Consider the following 18,714-nt stretch of genomic DNA (forward strand, 5'->3'; position numbering starts at 1 on the left):
AAGCCAAGCGTCATGGCCATTCCCGTCAGGCGACCGCACGGGAGGTCCGGCCATTTCTGGAATCCGCCCGCAACCGGCACAGCCGGCACCTGGCGCCGTAGCAGTGATTTTCACCGGCGCCGCGGCGCCAAAGCCATGCGAGAGCAAACCATGAAGCGCCTTGTCCTTGCCGCTGCAGCCGTGTTGCTCGCCGCCGCTCCGGCCGGAGCCAAGCAGGTCGGCGAGATCAGCACTGACTGGACGGGCAATGACATCGTCGTGGAGGCGGTCAACGATCCGCAAGTGCAGGGCGTGACCTGTCATCTGACCTATTTCAGCCGCGGCCTCATCGACCGCATGTCGAAGGGCAACTGGTTCGAGGATCCTTCCAACTCCTCGATCGCCTGTCGTCAGACCGGGCCGATCACTATCGGCGACATCGAGACGGACGAAAATGGAGAGGAGGTCTTCAGCGAAGGCCGCAGCCTCATCTTCAAGTCGCTACGGGTCCGCCGCATCTACGACCGTGAGAACAACACGCTGATCTACGTCTCCTATTCCCGTCAGATCAAGGATAGCAGCGCGAAGATGGCCATCTCGACCGTGCCGCTGTTCGATCGGCAGGTTTCCTGGAGCAAGGGGCGGCCCGAGTAAGCTGAAGTTCGCGGCACCGGCCTGCTGCCGTCGTGCACCAGGTGTGTTCATCGCCTTGTGGCAATTTCCGCACGCTCCCTTACATGGACACTGCATCGCCGGACGAGGCGTCCAGAGAGGGGCCTCCACGAACAACAGGCAAGGGAGGAGAGATGATGCCGTTGGCTGTTGTCGCCAAGCTCAAGGCAAAGCAGGGATGCGAGGAGCAGCTCGGCGCGATGCTGAAAGGGCTCGTCCAGCCGACCAGGGCTGAGCGAGGCTGCATCAACTACGACCTGCACCGGTCACACGAGGATCCCGGCCTCTTTGTCTTCTACGAGAACTGGGAGGACCGGCCGCTCTGGGAGGCTCACATGAACTCTCCGCATCTGGTGGAATTCAATGAAAAGCAGGGCGCCGTGACGGAGAGCTGGGAATTGTTCGTGGGCGAGAAAATCTAGTCCGCGCGCCGTGGCCTGATCATTTTCGGAGGCAACCGTGAAGATCACGTTCTATGCTCATGCGAGCTTTCGCCTGGAAGCGAACGGCCTGGTGGTCATCACCGACCCTTACACGCCCGGCAAAAGCGGCTTCGATCCCATCAACGAACCCGCCGACATCGTGATCATGAGCTCGGCCACGGACGACTTCCATTCCGATCCGAGCCATGTGGAGGGCGCGCCGGTTGTCGTCAACGCACTGGAACTCCCGCCGGAAGGCGCCGAGATGCGCGGGATCACCATCCGCCCCTTTCCGGCTTACGAGAGCCTGACCTTCGACTACCAGGCGGCAGCCGGGCGGGACCCGGATGCCAATGCCCTCTATCACTTCACCCTGGGTGGACTGCGCGTGCTCCACATGGGCGACATCGGCAATCCGGTCGCGCCCGAGCATCTGGAGGCGCTGCGCGGGCAGGTCGATATCCTGTTGGCCCTGACGGGCGAGCACGCGACCATCGCGCTCGACGACCTGGATCAGGCGATCAAGGCAATCGGGCCGCGCGTTATCATCCCCATGCACTATTTCAGTCCGCGCGGTGTGCTGAAGATCGAACCGGTGGACCGGTTCATCGCGCGCTTCCCGCCGGAAGCCGTCACGCGGGTCGGCGGCCCGGAACTGGAACTGACGCCCGAGACGCTGCCAAGCGATGCCCCGCACATCTATGTGCTGGAACAGTCCCGTTAGAAAAGACTTTTTCTGGTGGAGCGGCTTTCGGGGGGGGGGGCATAGCCCAGCACGCGCCCCGCGAAGAACAGGACCTGCCAGGCCAGCGGGTTCAGGAACCAGCCGCCGCCGATCCGGTTCGGCAGGTTCACCCCGCTGACCCGCACCGCGATGTAGCCGGCGCCCGACAGCGCCATCAGCAGGATAGGGCGCCGCCGCAGCGCCACGCCACGCGCCAGATCGACGCGCAGGTCCCGATGGGCGCTGATGCCGTACTGTCGGCCGATGGGATGCACCACAATGGCCGGGGCTATGAATGCCTCGCCGCGGCGGTGACGGACGCCATCCTGGCCGCGACCGGCGGGCCGGAGATCGCCTCGCCGCGCTAGGCATCATCCCCATGGGCGCTTTCGCCCGACCAGGCGCCTCCACGGGCGGGAACCGCCGTCTGCCCTGCTGAGGCTGAACCACGGCGCCCGAACGGCGTTCATCTCCCATGACCTCCGCAGCACCAGCCGCCTTGGCCCCGCAGAAGGAGCCTTTTGATTTCGACGAGGTGTTCCGCCGCCTGCGCGCCGCCGTCGCCAGCCTGCGCAAGGCCGCAATGTTCGAACTGCAGGACCGCGGCCATGGCAGCCTGTTCGAACAGCTCGTGGCCAGCCTCATCTCGGCGCGCACCCGCGACGAGACGACAATTCCCGTCTGCCTGCGCCTCTTCGCCGTGGCGCGCACACCCGAGCGAATGGCCTCCCTGGACGAGCCGGCGCTTGTGCGCCTCCTGCACGGCGCCACTTTCCCCGAACCCAAGGCGCGCGACATCCTCGCTTTGTCGCGGCGCATCATGGGCGAGCTCGGCGGGGTGGTGCCGGACACGTCCGAGGGGCTGATGGCCTTCCACGGCGTCGGCCCGAAGATCGCGGCGCTCACGCTCGGGGTTGCGCTCGGCCAACCGCGTATCGCCGTGGATGTCCATGTCCACCGCATCACCAACCGGTGGGGGATCGTGGCGGCATCCACGCCCGAGCGCACGCAGGCTGCGCTGGCGGCGGTGCTGCCCGAGCGCTACCGGGTGGAGATCAATGAGCGCCTGGTTCCCTTCGGCAAGCATGTCTGCACCGGCGAGCGGCCGCATTGTTCCCGCTGCGCACTGCTGAGCATGTGCCGCCAGGTCGGCGTGACCGCGCATCGCTGATCCCGGGGGCGAGACTTGGCTGCGCGGAAGACGGCGGGCATCCGGACCCGCGCATCGCTCCGGAAGAGGGGAGGGGGGCCTCCCGCGCGGGCGGCCCGCCCGGCTCCCCTCAGCCCTGCAATTCGCGCCGGACGATCGCCGCGCCCTCCACCATGGCCCGCAGCTTGCCGAAGGCACGGGGCCGGGGCAGGTACTTCATGCCGCAATCCGGCGCAACGACCAGCCGCTCCGCCGGCAGCCTTTGCAGCCCGGCCCGGATGCGCTGAGCCACCGTCTCCGGCGTCTCCACATCGGTGCTGCCGAGGTCGATCACCCCGAGCATGATCCTCTTGCCCGGCAGGCCGTCGAGCACGGCGAGGTCGAGCTTCGGCTGCGCCGCCTCGATGGAAATGGTGCCGGCGGTGCAGTCGGCGAGCTGCGGCAGGAAGGAATAGCCGGAGGGCTTGTCCTTCACGACGGCCGCATAGCCGAAGCAGACATGCACGACCGTTTCGCCCTCCAGCCCCTCCAGCGCGCGGTTGAGGGCCTTCACGCCGAAGCGGGCGGCGGCCTCGGGCCGGGCCTGCATCCAGGGCTCGTCGAACTGGATGACGTCCACGCCGGCGGCCAGCAGGTCCTTCGCCTCCTCGTTCACCGCGGCGGCATAGTCCATCGCCATGGCTTCCTCGTCCCGGTAGTACTCGTCCGAGGCCTGCTGGGACAGGGTGAAGGCGCCGGGCAGGGTGATCTTGGTGCGGCGATCGGTGCTGGCGACGAGGAACTCGACGTCCCGCACCTCCACCGGGCGGTTGCGGCGGATTTTCCCGATGACGCGCGGCACCAGCGTCTCCTTGCCGGCGCGGCCCATGGTGCGGGCGGGGTTGTCGACGTCCACCCCATCCAGCGCCAGGGCGAAGCGGTTGGAGTAGCTCTCCCGCCGGATCTCGCCATCGGTGATGATGTCGAGCCCGGCGCGCTCCATGTCGCGGATGGCGACCAGGGTCGCATCATCCTGCGCCTGTTCCAGCGCATCCTCGGCGACGCGCCACATCTGCTTCATCCGCACGCGGGGGACGAGGTTCTGCGCCAGCACGTTGCGATCCACCAGCCAGTCCGGCTGCGGGTAGCTGCCGACGACGGTGGTGGGCAGGAGGGTATTGGTCATGCGTCAGACCTTCAGGCCAGGGGGCAGAGCGGTGGGCTGGTAGGCGAGGAGGCGCCATTCGCCGCCCTCCCGCGCCCAGAGCGCGAGGGTGAGGCTGGCGATACGCTTCTCTGCGCCGTTGCGGATGATGCGGGCGCTCATGCGGCCAAGCGCGGCGGCGCTGTCCGGCCCCGCTTCGAGCACCGTCTCCGTCTCGTGCCCGACCTCGAGATAGCGGAGGCTGCCGTCGGAAAGGCTGGCGAGGTATTCGGCCTTGCTGTCGCGCGTCGCGTCGGAATGCGCGTAGACGGCACGCTCGGAGAGCAGCGCGGCAAGGGCCGCGACATCCCCGCGCAGCATGGCGTCATAGCGCCGCGCCTCCAGGGCGCGGATCTCGTCCTGCATGGGCACCTCCCATCATGGGTTTAACGTGGGTTGGGCGCGAGCAGCCGCTCGGGCCAGGTGGCGAGACGGAAGAAATCAAGCTCGCCCTCGCCGCTGGCCTGATAGGCCGTGGCGAACTGGCGCGCGAGCGCGGCGAGCGGCATCGGCGCGCCCTCCCGCTGCCCCACGGCGAGCGCGAGGTCGAGATCCTTGGCGATGAGGTCGAGATCGGCGGTGGGCGTCCAGTCGCGCGCCTTCAGCATCTCGGCCTTGTAGGCCAGCAGCGGCGAGGCGATGACGCTGTGCGACAGCGCCTCCACCATCGGCTCCCAGCCGAGCCCGAGCCGCCCACCGAAGGCCAGCGCCTCGCCGATCACCGCCGGGGTGAGGGCGACCACCAGGTTCACCATCAGCTTGACGGCCCGTGCCTCCTCGGCGGCGCCGCAGCGCAGCGTCTCCTTGCCCAGCACGCCGAGCAGTGGCGCGCAGCGCTCCAGCGCGATCTCGGGGCCGGAGGCGAAGAGGGTCAGCGCGCCGGCCGCCGCCGTGCTGGTGCTGCCGGAGACGGGGCAGCGCAGATAATCCGCCCCGCGCGCCGCCATCGCCTCCGCCACCTGCGCGGAACTGGCCGGCGAAACAGTGCTGAGGTCGATGAAAACCTGACTTGGCCGGATCGTCTCGGTGAGGCCGCCAGGGCCGAGGGTCACCGCCAGCAGCGCGGCATCGTTCGGCACCATGGAGAGGATGATGTCGGCCTCATCCGCCAGGGCCGCCGCGGTGGCGGCGGGGCGCAGGCCGGCACCGGCCAGGGCGGCGAGGCGCGCGGGTTCGGTATCCGTCGCCGTGACGCTCGCCCCCGCCTCCAGCAGGCGGCGGCAGAGCGGCGTGCCCATCCTCCCGACGCCGATCCAGCCCAGCTTCCAGCCCTGCAGCGCGCCCATGCTCACCGCCTCCCTCTCACAGGCCGAGATAGAATTTGCGGACCAGCTCGCTGTCCCCGAGCGCGGCCGGGGAGTCGCCCTGGAACGCCACCTGGCCGTGTACCAGGACATAGCCGCGGTCGGCGATGCGGATGGCCTGGTGGAAGTTCTGCTCGGCCATCAGCACGGTCAGTCCCAGCTTCTCCTTCAGCTCACCGATCTTCTCGATGGTGCGCGCCACGAGGATGGGCGCGAGACCGACGGAAGGCTCGTCCACCAGCAGGATCTTCGGCGCGCACATCACGGCGCGGCCGAGCGCCACCATCTGCTGCTCGCCCCCGCTCATGCTGCCCACCGGCTGCGCGCGCCGTTCCTTCAGCCGCGGAAAGGCGTCGTAGCAGAAGTCCAGGTTGCGCCGGATGGCCGCGCGGGCGGTGCGGCGATAGGCGCCGAGCAGCAGGTTCTCCTCCACCGAAAGCCGTGGAAACAGCCGCCGCCCCTCCGGCACCAGGGCGATGCCGAGATCGACGATCTCCTCCGGCGAGCGGCCCACCAGCTCCACCTGCCGGCCCTCGATGGTGGCGAGGATGCGCCCGCGCGCCGGTCGCAGCAGGCCGAGGATGCAGCGCATCAGCGTCGTCTTGCCATTGCCGTTGGTGCCGAGCAGAGCGACCGTCTCGCCTGCCGCCACGGAGAGGGAGACGCCGTCCAGCGCGCGCACCGCGCCATAGCCGGCATCCAGATCCTCGATGAGCAGGCTAGCGGCCAAGATAGGCCTCCTCCACCTCGGGCAGGGCAAGCACGGCGCGCGGCTCGCCATCCGCCACCTTGCGCCCGGCCACCAGCACCGCAAGACGCTGGGAGAATTCGGTGACGGCGCGCATGACGTGCTCGATCATGATGATGGTGGTGCCGCCCGCGTTCAGCCGGAACAGCAGGGCGAGGATCTGGTCCACCTCGGTGTGGGACAGCCCGGCCATGGCCTCGTCGGCGATCAGCAGTTCCGGCCGCAGGGCGGTGGCACGGGCAAGTTCCAGGCGGCGCAGTTCGACCTGGGTCAGTTCCTTCGGCATCCGGTGCGCCTTGCCGGCCAGTTCAACGGCCTCCAGGCATTCCATGGCCCGCGCCTCGGTGGCGGCCTCGCGCCCCGCATAGGCGAGGGGGACGCGGATATTCTCGATCACCGTCAGGCCGCGGAAGGGGCGCGGAAGCTGGAAGGTGCGCGCCAGCCCGCGCCGGGCGCGCTCATGCGGCTTCAGCCCGGCGAGCTTCTGGCCCTGGAAGGTGAAGGCGCCGTCATGGCTGGCGAAGGCGCCGGCGAGGCAATTGGTGAAGGTGCTCTTGCCCGAGCCGTTCGGCCCGATCAGCCCCAGCCGCTCCCCGGCGCGAACTTCCAGGTCGACGCCGGACAGTGCGGTGAAGCCGCCGAAGCGCTTGCCGACACCCTCGGCGCGCAGGACGATATCGTTCATCGCCGCCCCCGGAACAGCCCGATGATGCCGTGCGGTGCGATGCAGACGAAGACCACCAGCACGCCACCCACGATCAGCAGGTTGGCGGCGGAGGAAATCGTCACCGTCGCTGCCTGCTGCAGCGAGGCGAGCAGCACGGCGCCGATCAGCGGCCCCGCCCAGCTCGCGGTACCGCCGATCAGCGGCATGGCGATGGCGTTCACCGCATAGGCCAGGCCGAAGGCCGAGTTGGGCTCCACATAGGAACCGAGATAGGGCAGGGGAGCGCCGGCCACCGCCATCATGGCGCCGCTGATCGTCGTCGCCACCAGCTTGAGGCGCAGCGTCGGCACGCCGGCTGCTTCCGCCGCCGCCTCATCGTCGCGCAGGGCGGCGAGGCCGAGGCCGAGGCGGGACTTCTCGATGGTCCGCGCGATGGCGACGGCCAGCGCTGCCAGCACCACCGCCACGGCGCAGAGAAGCCCGCTGTAGCTGTCGAAGCCGAGCGGCACCTCGCGCGGCCGCAGCACATAGGCGCCGCGCGATCCGCCGACATAGCTCCAGTTCACCACCAGGGTCTGCAGCACCACGGCGAGGCAGAGCGTGGCGATGGCGAAATAGGCGCCGCGCAGCCGCAATGTCAGCACGCCGGTGCCGAGGCCGAGCGCACCGCCCACCACCGCTGCGAAGCCGATGCAGGGCAGCAACCCCAAGCCCAAGGCCTTGCCGATGGCGACGGTGGTATAGGCGCCGGCGGCGAAGAAGGCGGCGGCGCCGAAATTCACATAGCCCGCATAGCCGCCCAGGATGTTCCAGGCGGTGGCGAGCACGACGTATTGCAGCACGAAGGTGGCGGCGAAATAGGCATATTCGCTGCCGAGGCCGCGCAGCGCCAGGATCAGCAGCAGCGCCGCGACGGCGGCGGCCAGCCAGAAGCCGGCATGGCCCAGGCGGCGCGGGGCCGCCAGCGGCACGGCACGGAGCGCGGCGCCGCTCATGCCGCGCGCCCGAACAGGCCCTGCGGCCGGATCGCCAGCACCAGCAGCAGGCAGCCGAAGGCCACGGCAGGCGACCAGGAGGGGCCGTAGAAGGTGGCCGTCACGTTCTCCACCACGCCGAAGGCCAGCGCCGCCAGCACGCAGCCGCCCAGCGAGGCCAGCCCGCCCATGATGACGATGGCGAAGACGCGGCCGATGAAGACATGGCCGGACCAGGCATCCACCGGCTGCACCACCACCAGCGCACCGCCGGCCAGCGCCGCCATGGCGATCGAGATGCCGAAGGCGAGGCGCTTGATGCGCACGGGATCGATGGCCAGAAGCCGCAGCGCCTCGCGGTCCTGCGCCACGGCGGCGATGGCGCGGCCGGTGAAGGTCCGGCGCAGGAAGAGCGCCAGCGCACCGATCGCCGCGAGCGCTACCGCTGCCGGCACCAGCATGCGCAGCGGCAGGTCGATCTCCCCCAGACGCCAGGTGGTGCCGGCATAGGCAGCGTCGGCGAAGTGCTGCTCCGGCCCGACCGCGAGCACCAGCCCGACCTCGATCAGGAACATCACGCCGAAGAAGAAGGCGAGGCCCTGGATGGCCTCGTCGCCGCGCCGCTCGAAGAAGTGGTGGTAGGCGACGTAGATCGCCGCGCCCAGTGCCCAGAAGGCCGGCGCCAGCAGCAGGGAGAGCAGCAGCGGGTCGAGCCCTGTCGCCGACCAGAGCAGCGCAACGAGCAGCGCGCCCAGCACCATGAAGGCGGGATGGGCGATGTTGACCACGTCCAGCATGCCGAAGGAGACGGAGAGGCCCGCCGCCGCCGCGGCATAAAGGCCGCCCAGCAGCAGGCCCGAGACGACCCCGTTCAGGAGGAGGGCGAGGCCCGGGTCCATCAGGCGCCCGCCGTATAGGGCTTGCGCAGCTCGCCGGACTTGTAGCGCGGCGGGTAGAGGATCACCTGCGTGCCCGGCTTGCGGAACTGCTCGATGCCGTTGCCCTGTACGCCCTGATACTGGGTGTAGAGATTGCGCTCCTCGGTCCATTCGCCCATTGCGTCGAAGCGCAGAGGGCCGATCACCGTGTCGAACTGGTTGGCGTGCATGTCGGCCGCGAGCGCCGCCTGGTCCAGGCTGCCGACGCGCCGCACGGCCTGTTCCAGCACCTGCATCTGGGTATAGGCCAGCGGCGGCACGTAATGGCCGAGCGCGTCGGCGCCTTCCTTGGCCGCCAGCGGCTGGTAGCGCTCGATCAGTGCCTGGGTGCCGGGAAACTGCAGCGTCGGCTCCGGCGCATAGACGTCCCAGACCACCAGGTTGTTCAGGATCGGCCCGAGCTGCAGCTTCTGCGCGGTGATGTGCGGCCCGATCATCGGCCCGCCGAACAACTGGAAGTTCACCCGCAGCTCACTCGCCGCGCGCAGCATGCCCGCGGTGTCCGGCGGGTAGGAGCCGACGAAGACGATATCCGGCCGCGCCGCCTGCACCGAGCGCAGGATGGGCGTGAAATCCACCGTGCTCGGCGGATAGGCGCGGTCATAGACCACGCGCAGCCCATGCTGCTTCGCCAGGTAGCGCGCGCTCTCGGCGGTGCGCTGGTGGAAGTCGCTGTCCAGGTTCACCAGCGCAATGCTGCGCGGCTTCGGGTCCATCGCCATGGCGATGTCGAGAAAGCCCCTGGCGAAGGTCTCCTTCACGTCGGAGCCGGCAGGATTGATGGAGAAGTAGCGGTCGTACTTGAAGTCGCTGTTCACGCCGGTGCCGAAGAGCGACACGAAGGTCATGTTCCGCTGCATCACGACCGGCATGGCCGGCGCGATGATGGCGGTGGCATAGCCGGAGACGACGAGGTCCACTTTGTCCACGTCGAGCAGCTTGGTGTAGATGCCCGGCACCTGGGCGCCGGTGCTCTGGTCGTCGTAATAGACCAGCTCGACGGGGCGGCCGAGCAGTCCGCCCCTGGCGTTCACCTCCTCCGCCCAGATTCGGTGCGCCAGCAGGGCAGGGCGCCCATTGCCGGCCAGCCCGCCCGAGAGCGACATGGAATAGCCGATGCGGATCGGCGGACCCGAAGGCGCCGTCTGCGCGCACAGTGGCCGGCACGGCCGCCGCCGCCGCCAGGGCGAGGCGGCCCAGGTCGCGCCTGCTGATGTCTCTCATGGAACCTCCTCCTGCGGCCCGGTTTCTCTGCCCGTGGCTCGCGTGTCGTGTCGGGTGGCGCGGCTACTCCGCCGCGACTTTCGAGGGGTCCGCCCCCACGCGGGCCGAGGTGTCGTGCGGGGCGCGGCGCGCGATGCGGAAGTCGTAGCGCACGCTCGGCAGATCCGGCGCGGGCGAGCCTTCCAGGCCGGTTTGCAGCCGCACGACAAGGGATTCCGAGACGCCGAAGACCGTGTCGGAATCGATATGCGGATCGTCGCCGAGATAGAGCGCCGTCACCAGCTCGCGGTAGCCCTCGGCACCGATCAGCATGTGGATGTGGGCGGGGCGGAAGCCGTGGCGGCCCTGCTTCCGCACCAGTTCGCCCACCGGCCCGTCCATCGGGATCGAATAGCCGAGCGGGACGAGCGTGCGGATGGCGTAGCGGCCCTCGGCATCCGTGCGGAACTGGCCGCGCATGTCCATCACATCGGGGTCGTTGGTTTGCAGGTCGTAGGCGCCGTCGGCATCGGTCTGCCAGATCTCGACTACGGCATTGGGCACGCCTTCGCCGGCCTCGTTCAGCACCCGCCCGAAGAGCATCATCTCCGGCCCCTTGGCATGCGCGGCGATGCTCTCGCCATAGCCGTATTGCGGCGAGGCCTCGCGGTAGAAGGGGCCGAGCAGGCTGGTCTCGGTGGCTTCGCCGGTGCGGTTGGCCTGGTCGTCCATCAGGTTGACCAGCCGTGACAGGCCGAGCGTGTCCGAGAGCAGGATGAACTCCTGCCGGATCGGCGTGCAGGCCTGACCCACGCGGGTGAGGAAGCCGATGGCGGCGAGCCATTCGGCGGGGGTGAGTTTCACCTCGCGGGCGAAGTCGTGCAGGTGCCGGACGAGGCTTTCCATCACCTCCCGCAGGCGCGGGTCGGAGGTGGAGGCCATCTGTGCGATCACCGCGTCCGTGACGGTGCTCTGGTCCAGGTCAGCCATCTCTTGTGTCCTCCATCCGGGGCGGCTTCTCCGGCTCGCCCTCGGTCGCACGTCTTGGTGGGGCGCGTGCCCTGCCCTCAGTCCGGCCGGATGTTGGCCGCGGCGATCACCGGCCGCCACTTGGCGATTTCGTCCCGCGTCATCGCCGCGAGCTGTTCCGGCGAGCCACCCACCGGCTCCACGCCCTGCATGCGAAGATGCGCCAGCGCCTCGGGGTCGGCCAGCAGGGCGTTGATGGTGCGGTTCAGCCGGGCGACGATCTCCGCCGGCATCCCGGCCGGACCGTAGACCGACCAGCGCCCCTCCACCACGAAATCCTGCACCCCGCCCTCCTGCATGGTCGGCACGTCCGGCAGGATGCTGATGCGCTTGGGCGAGGTGACGGCCAGCGCCTTCAGCGTGCCGGCCTCCAGGTGGGGCTTCAGGCCGAGCGGATGGTAGAACATCGCGTCCACCCGCCCGGCGATCAGGTCGGTGATCGCCTGGCTGGCGTTGCGATAGGGAATGTGCTGCGTCTCCAGGCCCGCCCGCAGGTTGAACAGCGCCTGGGAGAGATGCCCGGTGGTGCCGTTGCCCGCCGAGGCGAAGCTCAGCGGCTTGGCCTTGGCCAGGGCGATCAGCTCCGCCAGCGAGTTGGCCTTGAGGGCGACGGGCACGCCCAGTACGGAGGGCGTGGTGACATAGGGCGCGATCGGGGTGAAGTCCTTCACCGGATCGAAGCCCAGGTTGGGGAACAGGCTGCTGTTGATGCCGTGCGTGCCGTTGGTGCCGAGCAGCAGCGTATAGCCATCACCCGGCGCCTGCGCGACGGCCTGCGCGCCGACATTGCCGCCCGCGCCGGCGCGGTTCTCGACCACGACAGGCTGCCCCGCCTCCTTCGCCAGCGCATCGGCGAGGATGCGGCCGAGCGCGTCGGTGGTTGTCCCGGCGCCGAAGGGCACCACGAGCCGGATCGGGCGGTCCGGCCAGGTGGCCTTGTCCTGCGCGAAGGCGCGGCGGCCCAGCAGCGGCACGGCGGCGAGGGCGCCCAGCAGGGCGCGGCGCGAGGCGAGGGTCATACGGAGGCTCCTGCGCGATGGGTGACGTAGTCCGCGACCGGTCCTGTCGCCACGCCGCGGCGCAGCGGGACGCAGACAGCGGGAAAATCCTGCGTGAAGCGGGCGCCCTGATCGGCGAGGCGGCCGAGAAAGCGGTCCAGGTGGCGCATGGCGCCGTTCGGCAGGTCATGCAGCACCAGCGCCACCGGCGCCGGGCCGCGGCACAGGTCCAGCGCCCGCTCCACCCAGCCTTCCGGGTCGCGGAAGTCGCCCGGCACGGCGTTCCACAGCACGCAGGTGAAGCGGCCGCGCGTCAGGAGATCCAGCGCGGCGCTGCTCAGCAGGTGCGGGCCGAGCGCGCCGCCGCCACCCTGCGGACGGAACAGCCGGTCAGGGTGCGAGAGGTCGCCGATGACGTCCTGGGTGCGGCTGATCTCCGCCTCGGCCTCCTCGGGCGGCCTCTCGCCCAGCGGGCCGGAATGATTCCAGCTGTGGTTGCCGATCCAGTGGCCCTCGGCATGGGCGCGTTCGGCCAGCGCGCGATGCGGCGCCAGCTTGCGGCCGATGACGAAGAAGGTGGCGTGGAGGCCGCGCGCGCGAAGAACATCCAGAACGCCCGGCGTCGCCTCCGGCTCGGGGCCGTTGTCGAAAGACAGGGTGACGCAGGGCGCTCCGGTCATGACCCGCCGGGCTCCCCGGCGGGGCACGGAAGAGCGCGGCCCCGGAGGCGAAGCAGCCCACTGCCTGCTGCCGTGCCGCGCATCGCCTCAGGCCTCGTCCTCGACCGGATTGACGAGGGTGCCGATGCCCTCGATCTCGATCTCCACCGTGTCGCCCGCCTTCATGAAGACCGGCGGCTTGCGCGCATAGCCCACCCCGCTCGGCGTGCCGGTGGCGATCACGTCGCCCGGCTCCAGCGTCATCACCTCGGAGAGGATGGCGAGGATGCGCGGCACGGAAAAGATCATGTCCGAGGTGTGGCTGTCCTGCATCGTCTCGCCGTTCAGGCGCGAGGTGATGCGCAGCGCGTTCGGCCCCTGCGGCAGCTCGTCCGGCGTGACGATCTCGGGGCCGAGGCCGCCGGTGCGGTCGAAGTTCTTGCCCATCGTCCACTGCGCCGACTTGCGCTGGTAGTCGCGGATCGAGCCTTCGTTCATGCAGGTGTAGCCGGCGACGCAGGCCAGCGCATTCGCCTCCGTCAGGTGCCGCGCCCGCTGGCCGATCACGATGGCCAGTTCGGCCTCATAGTCGAACTTGTCGGAAACCCTGGGGCGGATCAGCGCCTCGCCATGCGCGGCGAGCGAGGTGGGGCCGCGGAAGAACACCGCCGGGTATTCGGGGATCGGGTTGTTCCCCTCCTTGGCGTGCAGCGCGTAGTTCAGGCCGATGCAGATCACCTTGCCCGGGCGTGGCACCGCCGGCAGCAGGGTCAGCCCCTTCAGAGGCCGGCGCGGGGCGCCTTCCAGCTTCGCCGCCAGGGCCGGGGCGGCCTCGGGCAGGCCAAGGGCGGCCAGGGCCTGGACGGGGTCCTGCGGCAGGCCCGGCACCACATCGGCCAGGGCCACGACGTCCTCGCCCAGACGGGCGCCGAGGGCCGCACGGCCCTCATGCTCAAACGCGATCAGGCGCACGCGCCGTTTCCTCCGAAGTTCTTCACGAGAGGTTTTATCGAAATTCCCACAGCGTCAAGCCGGATTTCCGCAAAGTCTTGCGCGGCCCGGGCGGCCGGCCGATGATGGCCATGCCATGTCTCAGGCCATGCCTCTCGCCGATGCGCGCGACCCCACCCTCGCCACCGCCGTCCATCGCCGGCTGCGCGAGGACATCCTCTCCGGACGGCTGGCGCCGGGACAGAAGCTCAAATTGCGCGACCTCGCCGAGAGCTATGGCGCCGGCGCCTCACCGATGCGGGAAGCCCTCTCCAAGCTGGCCGCGGAGGGACTGGCGGAGCGGCTGGAGCATCGCGGCTTCCGCGTGGCGGCGGCGGCGCCGGGCCAGCTCGACGGGCTGATCCGCAGCCGCGTGCTGGCGGAGTGCGCGGCGCTGCGGGAATCCATCCGGCGTGGCGACGCCGCCTGGGAGGAGGCGCTGGTCCTGGCCGAGCACCGGCTGAACCGCATCGCCCGCTCGCTGGACCCGTACCGCTTCGTCGCGAATCCCGAATGGGAGGCCTGCCATCTGCGCTTCCATCAGGCGCTGCTGGCTGCCTGCGGCGCGCCGCCCCTGCTGGCCTTCTGCGACCGGCTGCGGGAAGAGGCGCGGCGCTACCGGGCGCTTTCCAACACCCTGGCCTATCCGGGCCGCGACGTGGCGGCCGAACATGCCGCGATCGCCCGTGCCACGCTGGATCGCGATGCGGAGAAGGCGGCCGCCCTGCTGGCGCAGCACTATGAGCGGACCGGCGCTTTCGTCGGCGCTGATCTGGGCCGCGGCATGGAGTGAGGGCGGCGGGCCGCCTGTCCCGCAGGGTGACCTGCCGGCTGCCTGGGTTCTTCGTCCCGGCTTGGCCCTGGCCGTCATTGTCGCCTTCCCCGGGCCTGCTCTATCCTGACCGGCAGCTAGGAGGCGGCGCATGAAGATCAACCTTACCGAGGCGGCGATCACCTGGCTTCGTGACCGAAGGGTGTTCTTCGAGAACAAGCTGGAAGTCCGCCGCCTGCGGCCGGGGCAGATCATCCACTTCAAGGACGACACGGAAGTCGAGCCGCATACCGGCTTTCTCAGCGGGAACGCCCTCTGCGAGATGGGAGCCTTCTCCTATTCCTGGAGCCATCTTCCGCCCGGGCTGCGCGTCGGGCGCTACTGCTCCATCGCGTCTGACCTCTCGATCCCGCGGCCCAGGCATCCGCTGGACCGGGTCAGCACCTCGTCCTTCATGTACGACAGGAACTTCTCCATCATCCGCTCGCATGTCGAGGACACGGGGAAGCCGTTCCACAACGCCCAGCCGAACCCGCAGAAGGCGCTGCCGGTGATCGGCAACGACGTGTGGATCGGGGCGGGCTGCACCCTGATGCCGGGGATCGCCATCGGCGACGGTGCGGTGATCGCGGCCGGCGCCGTCGTGACCCGGAGCGTCGAGCCCTACACGATTGTCGGCGGCAACCCGGCGAAGCCCATCCGGCTGCGCTTCCCGGTGCCCGTGGTCGCCAGGCTGATGGCCTCGAAGTGGTGGCGCTACAGCTTCACGGACTTCGCCGACCTGCCGCTGAGCGATCCGGAGGCCTTCGCCGAGCGCATCCTCGCCCTGGGCGACACCCTGCAGCCCTATGAGCCGGAGCGCATCCGGCTCAGGGATTTGCAGCAGTTCCAGGAGGGGGCGGCCTTGCCGGCGGGCGCTCTCCATGTGCCCGGAGCGGCCTAGACTGAAGGGAGGGCGGTCCATTCGCGGCCGCTGGAAGGAGGCATGTTGGACCGGGATGAGACGAGGCTCGCTTCAGGCTGGAGCGGCGGGATGGACGAGGTTCCCCCCCTGGTGGCGCGCCTGGAGGCGGCATCCCGCCGCGCCGAGACACCCTGCGGCAGGGGCGGCATGGTCTGGCATCTCTGGGGCGAGGGGCCGCCGCTGGTGCTGCTGCATGGCGGCGCCGGCTCCTGGCGGCACTGGGCGCGGAACATCGAGGCCCTGTCGCGCAACCGGCTGGTGCTGGCGGCGGACCTGCCCGGGCTGGGCGAATCCGACCTGCCGCCGCTGCCGCCGACGCCGCAGGGCGTCACCGCCGTGCTCTCCGCCGGCCTGGACGCGCTGCTCGGCCCCGGCACGCGCTTCGACCTGATGGGCTTTTCCTTCGGCGCAGTGCTCTCCGGCGGGCTGGCCGCGCTGCGCGACCGCGACCTGCGCTCGCTGACCCTGGTGGGGGCGGGCGGCCTCGGCCTGCCGCGCCCGCCGGTGGTGCTGGAGAAGATCCGCGACAAGCGGGGCGAGGAGCGCGCCGCGGCGCACCGGACCAACCTGGCGCGGCTGATGCTGGCCGACCCGGCGCGGATTGACGCCACCGCGCTGGCCATCCAGAGCTGGAACAGCGACCACACCCGGATCAACTCGCGCAGCTTCATGTCGCCGACCTGGCTGCGCGATGCGCTGCCGGGCGTCACGGCGCCGCTGAACGTCATCTTCGGCGAGCGCGACGCCATCGCCTGGCCGCAGCTGGAGGCACGCTTCGACCTGATCCGCGGCATCCGGCCGGATGCCCGCTGCCGGGCCATTCCCGGCGCCGGCCACTGGGTCGCCTATGAGGCGGCCGAGGCCTTCAACCAGGCGGTGGAGGGCATGCTGCCACCCGCCGCATAGCGGTCCCGGCGGGAGGGCGGCGCGGCGCCGCCCTCTCATCCTCTCAGGCCGCGGGGACGCCGCCCCGCTCCTGGATCGCCTGCCAGATCTTCGTCGGCGTCGCCGGCATGTCGATGTGGTGGGTGCCCCGCTCCGCGAGGGCATCCACCACCGCGTTCATCACCGCCGGCAGCGACCCCGCGCAGCCCGCCTCGCCACAGCCCTTGGCCCCGAGCGCATTGGTCCGCGCCGGCACGGGATGGCTGTGGAACTCGAAGAGCGGCGCATGGACGGCACGCGGCAGGCCGTAGTCCATGAAGGAGCCGGTGAGCATCTGGCCCTCCGTGTCATAGGCGGTCAGCTCGGTCAGCGCCTGGCCGATGCCCTGCACGATGCCGCCATGCGCCTGCCCCTCGACCAGCAGCGGGTTCACGATCACGCCGAAGTCGTTGACCATGACGTAGCGCACCACCTCGGTCTCGCCGGTCTCCGGGTCGATCTCCACCTCGGCGACGTGGCAACCGTTGGGGAAGGCCGAGTCCTCGTATTGCTCGGCATGCGAGACGTCGAGCGTGCGGGGCAGGCCGCTTGGCAGGTCGCCCGCCGTGCGCAGCCGCTCCGCCAGCTCCATGATGCCGATGCCGCGGTCGGTGCCGGCGATGGTGAAGCGGCCGCCGGAGAACTCGATGTCCTCCGCCGAGGCCTCCAGGAAGTGCCCGGCGAGCTGCCGGCCCTTCTCGATGACCAGCGCGCTGGCGCCGGCGATGGACTGGCCACTGGCCATGATCGAGCGCGAGCCGCCGGTGCCGCCGCCGGCGATCAGCTCGTCGCTGTCGCCCTGCAGCAGGTTGATCTTCTCGAAGGGAACGCCGAGCCGGTCCACCAGCACCTGCGCGAAGGGCGAGGCGTGGCCCTGGCCGTAGTCCAGCGTGCCGGTGATGATGGTCACGCTGCCATCCGGCTCGAAGCGGATGCCGCCCATCTCCTTCGAGGGCGGCGCGGTCACTTCCAGGTAGTGGCCGATGCCGCGCCCGCGCAGCTTGCCGTTGCGGCGGCTCTCGGCGCGGCGGGCGGCGAAGCCGTCCCAGTCGGCGGCGGCCAGCGCCTCGTCCAGGATGGCCGGGAAGTCGCCGCTGTCATAGGTGGTGCCGGCCGGGGTCTTGTAGGGGATCTGGTCGGGCTGGATCTGGTTGCGGCGGCGCAGCTCGACGCGGTCGATGCCCATCTCGCGGGCCGCCGTGTCGATCAGGCGCTCCATGTAGTAGTTCCCCTCCGGCCGCCCGGCGCCGCGATAGGCGCCGACCGGCGTGGTGTTGGTGAACATGCAGCGCGTGGCGACCTCCACCAGCGGCGTGCGATAGACGCCGACGACGTTCTTCACCGTGTTTCCGGTGGAGGGCAGGGTGGTGGCGTTGCTGAGATAGGCGCCGAGGTTGGCGTGGCCGCTGATGCGTACCGCGAGGAAGTGCCCCTCCGCGTCCAGCGCCAGCTCGCCGGTCATGTCGTGGTCGCGGCCGTGGCTGTCGGAGAGGAAGCTGCCCGAGCGCTCGTCGGTCCACTTCACCGGGCGGCCCAGGGTGCGGGCGGCATGCAGCAGCGCGATGTACTCGGGATAGACGGAGGCCTTCATGCCGAAGGAGCCGCCGACATTGCCGGTCAGGATGCGCAGCTTCTCCGGCTCGATCCCCATCACCTTGGCGATGTTGCCGCGCATGCCGAACACGCCCTGGCTGCCCATGCGCAGGACGTAGCGGTCCTCGCCCGGCTCGAAGGTGGCCAGCGCCGAGCGCGGCTCCATCGGCGCGACGACCACCCGGCTGTTGCGCAGCGGCACCTTCGTGACATGCGCGGCGCGGGCGAAGGCCTCGGCCACCTTCCCGGCGTCGCCGTAGTGGAAGTCCACCACCACGTTGCCGGGCACGTCGTCGTAGAGGGCCGGGGCCTCGGCGGCCTCGCGCGCCTCGGTGACGGCCGGCAGCGGCTCGATGTCGAGGATCACCGCCTCGGCGGCGTCGCGTGCCTGCTCGACCGTCTCGGCCACCACGATCGCCACGGGGTCGCCGACATAGCGGACGCGGTCGGTGGTCAGCGGCGCCTGGCGCGGCGTGCGGGCCTCGGAGCCGTCGCGGTTCTTCTGGCTGACCGCCGCCAGCATCGGGCCAAGGCCCGCCGCCTCCAGGTCGTGCCCGGTGTAGATCGCCAGGACACCGGGCATGCCCTTCGCCTCGGCGGTGTCGATGCCGCGCAACACGCCATGCGCATAGGGGCTGCGCACCATCACGGCACGCGCCTGGCCGGGGAGGTTCAGGTCGTCGCTGTAGCGGCCCTCGCCGCGCAGCAGGACGGGGTCCTCCTTGCGGGAGACCGGCTGACCAATGCCAAACTTCACCTGGGCCGGATCAAAGGGAGAGTTCATGCGTCTCGGCTCGCTTGATGTCTGGGGGCGGCCCGGA

The 18,714-nt window shown here is 70.1% G+C and carries 20 protein-coding genes and 1 pseudogene; 7 read left to right on the plus strand and 14 right to left on the minus strand.

The window, feature by feature from the left end; all coding sequences use genetic code 11:
- The first annotated feature begins 12 nt into the window (after window positions 1-12).
- The 3 genes from QMO56_RS02515 to QMO56_RS02525 all read left to right on the plus strand — a co-directional run bounded on the left by QMO56_RS02515 (window position 13) and on the right by QMO56_RS02525 (window position 1,797).
- Entirely contained in the window at window positions 13-633 is a 621-nt protein-coding gene (locus tag QMO56_RS02515; RefSeq protein WP_283523460.1) for a CreA family protein, read from the plus strand.
- Between the two features lie 161 nt (window positions 634-794).
- Window positions 795-1,073, plus strand: coding sequence for a putative quinol monooxygenase (locus tag QMO56_RS02520; RefSeq protein WP_283523461.1), 279 nt, complete (start codon window positions 795-797; stop codon window positions 1,071-1,073).
- Between the two features lie 37 nt (window positions 1,074-1,110).
- Window positions 1,111-1,797 (plus strand): MBL fold metallo-hydrolase, encoded by a 687-nt coding sequence (locus QMO56_RS02525; RefSeq protein ID WP_283523462.1) that lies wholly within the window; start codon window positions 1,111-1,113, stop codon window positions 1,795-1,797.
- On the opposite strand, the gene opgC is transcribed toward QMO56_RS02525, so the two are convergent.
- Window positions 1,794-2,072, minus strand: a complete 279-nt coding sequence (gene opgC / locus QMO56_RS02530) for an OpgC domain-containing protein (protein WP_283523463.1) — start codon at window positions 2,070-2,072, stop codon at window positions 1,794-1,796. The genes QMO56_RS02525 and opgC overlap by 4 nt on opposite strands.
- Window positions 2,073-2,296: 224 nt before the next feature.
- On the opposite strand from opgC, the gene nth reads away from it, so the two are divergent.
- A complete protein-coding gene (gene nth, locus QMO56_RS02535; protein WP_283523464.1) occupies window positions 2,297-2,968 on the plus strand; it encodes an endonuclease III in 672 nt (223 codons plus the stop codon).
- 109 nt (window positions 2,969-3,077) lie between these two features.
- Here the strand turns inward: nth and QMO56_RS02540 are convergent, their stop codons facing one another.
- From QMO56_RS02540 to QMO56_RS02595, 12 genes are all read right to left on the minus strand, one after another.
- Window positions 3,078-4,112, minus strand: a complete 1,035-nt coding sequence (locus tag QMO56_RS02540; RefSeq protein ID WP_283523465.1) for a 5-methyltetrahydropteroyltriglutamate--homocysteine methyltransferase — start codon at window positions 4,110-4,112, stop codon at window positions 3,078-3,080.
- Window positions 4,113-4,115: 3 nt separating this feature from the next.
- A complete protein-coding gene (locus tag QMO56_RS02545; RefSeq protein WP_283523466.1) occupies window positions 4,116-4,496 on the minus strand; it encodes a nuclear transport factor 2 family protein in 381 nt (126 codons plus the stop codon).
- A gap of 20 nt (window positions 4,497-4,516) precedes the next feature.
- Window positions 4,517-5,527 carry an NAD(P)-dependent oxidoreductase gene (locus QMO56_RS02550; protein WP_349362336.1) on the minus strand — a complete coding sequence of 337 codons (1,011 nt, stop codon included), beginning with the start codon at window positions 5,525-5,527 and terminating at the stop codon, window positions 4,517-4,519.
- The gene (locus tag QMO56_RS02555; RefSeq protein ID WP_283523468.1) at window positions 5,433-6,164 is read right to left on the minus strand and encodes an ABC transporter ATP-binding protein; all 732 of its coding nucleotides are present in this window, start codon (window positions 6,162-6,164) and stop codon (window positions 5,433-5,435) included. Before QMO56_RS02555 ends, QMO56_RS02550 begins: the two co-directional genes overlap by 95 nt.
- Complete coding sequence (locus tag QMO56_RS02560; protein ID WP_283523469.1) at window positions 6,154-6,867, minus strand: ABC transporter ATP-binding protein; 714 nt, start codon at window positions 6,865-6,867, stop codon at window positions 6,154-6,156. Before QMO56_RS02560 ends, QMO56_RS02555 begins: the two co-directional genes overlap by 11 nt.
- Window positions 6,864-7,844, minus strand: coding sequence for a branched-chain amino acid ABC transporter permease (locus tag QMO56_RS02565; protein ID WP_283523470.1), 981 nt, complete (start codon window positions 7,842-7,844; stop codon window positions 6,864-6,866). The genes QMO56_RS02560 and QMO56_RS02565 overlap by 4 nt, the downstream gene beginning before the upstream one ends.
- Window positions 7,841-8,722: a branched-chain amino acid ABC transporter permease gene (locus tag QMO56_RS02570; protein WP_283523471.1), complete on the minus strand. Its 882-nt coding sequence runs from the start codon at window positions 8,720-8,722 to the stop codon at window positions 7,841-7,843. Before QMO56_RS02570 ends, QMO56_RS02565 begins: the two co-directional genes overlap by 4 nt.
- On the minus strand, window positions 8,722-9,867 hold the full coding sequence (locus tag QMO56_RS02575) for an amino acid ABC transporter substrate-binding protein (protein WP_283523472.1): 1,146 nt from the start codon (window positions 9,865-9,867) through the stop codon (window positions 8,722-8,724). The genes QMO56_RS02570 and QMO56_RS02575 overlap by 1 nt, the downstream gene beginning before the upstream one ends.
- 181 nt (window positions 9,868-10,048) lie before the next feature.
- On the minus strand, window positions 10,049-10,954 hold the full coding sequence (locus tag QMO56_RS02580; RefSeq protein ID WP_283523473.1) for a dioxygenase: 906 nt from the start codon (window positions 10,952-10,954) through the stop codon (window positions 10,049-10,051).
- A 77-nt stretch (window positions 10,955-11,031) separates the two neighbouring features.
- On the minus strand, window positions 11,032-12,012 hold the full coding sequence (locus QMO56_RS02585; protein ID WP_283523474.1) for a tripartite tricarboxylate transporter substrate binding protein: 981 nt from the start codon (window positions 12,010-12,012) through the stop codon (window positions 11,032-11,034).
- Window positions 12,009-12,671, minus strand: coding sequence for a polysaccharide deacetylase family protein (locus QMO56_RS02590; protein WP_283523475.1), 663 nt, complete (start codon window positions 12,669-12,671; stop codon window positions 12,009-12,011). The genes QMO56_RS02585 and QMO56_RS02590 overlap by 4 nt, the downstream gene beginning before the upstream one ends.
- Window positions 12,672-12,758: 87 nt before the next feature.
- Complete coding sequence (locus QMO56_RS02595) at window positions 12,759-13,622, minus strand: fumarylacetoacetate hydrolase family protein (protein WP_283523476.1); 864 nt, start codon at window positions 13,620-13,622, stop codon at window positions 12,759-12,761.
- 115 nt (window positions 13,623-13,737) lie between these two features.
- On the opposite strand from QMO56_RS02595, the gene QMO56_RS02600 reads away from it, so the two are divergent.
- From QMO56_RS02600 to QMO56_RS02610, 3 genes and pseudogenes are all read left to right on the plus strand, one after another.
- Window positions 13,738-14,433: a GntR family transcriptional regulator gene (locus QMO56_RS02600; protein WP_283523477.1), complete on the plus strand. Its 696-nt coding sequence runs from the start codon at window positions 13,738-13,740 to the stop codon at window positions 14,431-14,433.
- A 526-nt stretch (window positions 14,434-14,959) separates the two neighbouring features.
- Window positions 14,960-15,131 (plus strand): annotated as a pseudogene (locus QMO56_RS26955) (DapH/DapD/GlmU-related protein); the annotation flags it as partial.
- Window positions 15,132-15,445: 314 nt separating this feature from the next.
- Complete coding sequence (locus tag QMO56_RS02610) at window positions 15,446-16,282, plus strand: alpha/beta fold hydrolase (protein ID WP_283523479.1); 837 nt, start codon at window positions 15,446-15,448, stop codon at window positions 16,280-16,282.
- Window positions 16,283-16,325: 43 nt separating this feature from the next.
- On the opposite strand, the gene QMO56_RS02615 is transcribed toward QMO56_RS02610, so the two are convergent.
- Complete coding sequence (locus QMO56_RS02615) at window positions 16,326-18,677, minus strand: xanthine dehydrogenase family protein molybdopterin-binding subunit (protein WP_283523480.1); 2,352 nt, start codon at window positions 18,675-18,677, stop codon at window positions 16,326-16,328.
- Between the last annotated feature and the right edge of the window lie 37 nt (window positions 18,678-18,714).

It is taken from the genome of Roseomonas sp. E05 (genome assembly GCF_030063475.1).
Classification (GTDB): domain Bacteria; phylum Pseudomonadota; class Alphaproteobacteria; order Acetobacterales; family Acetobacteraceae; genus Pseudoroseomonas.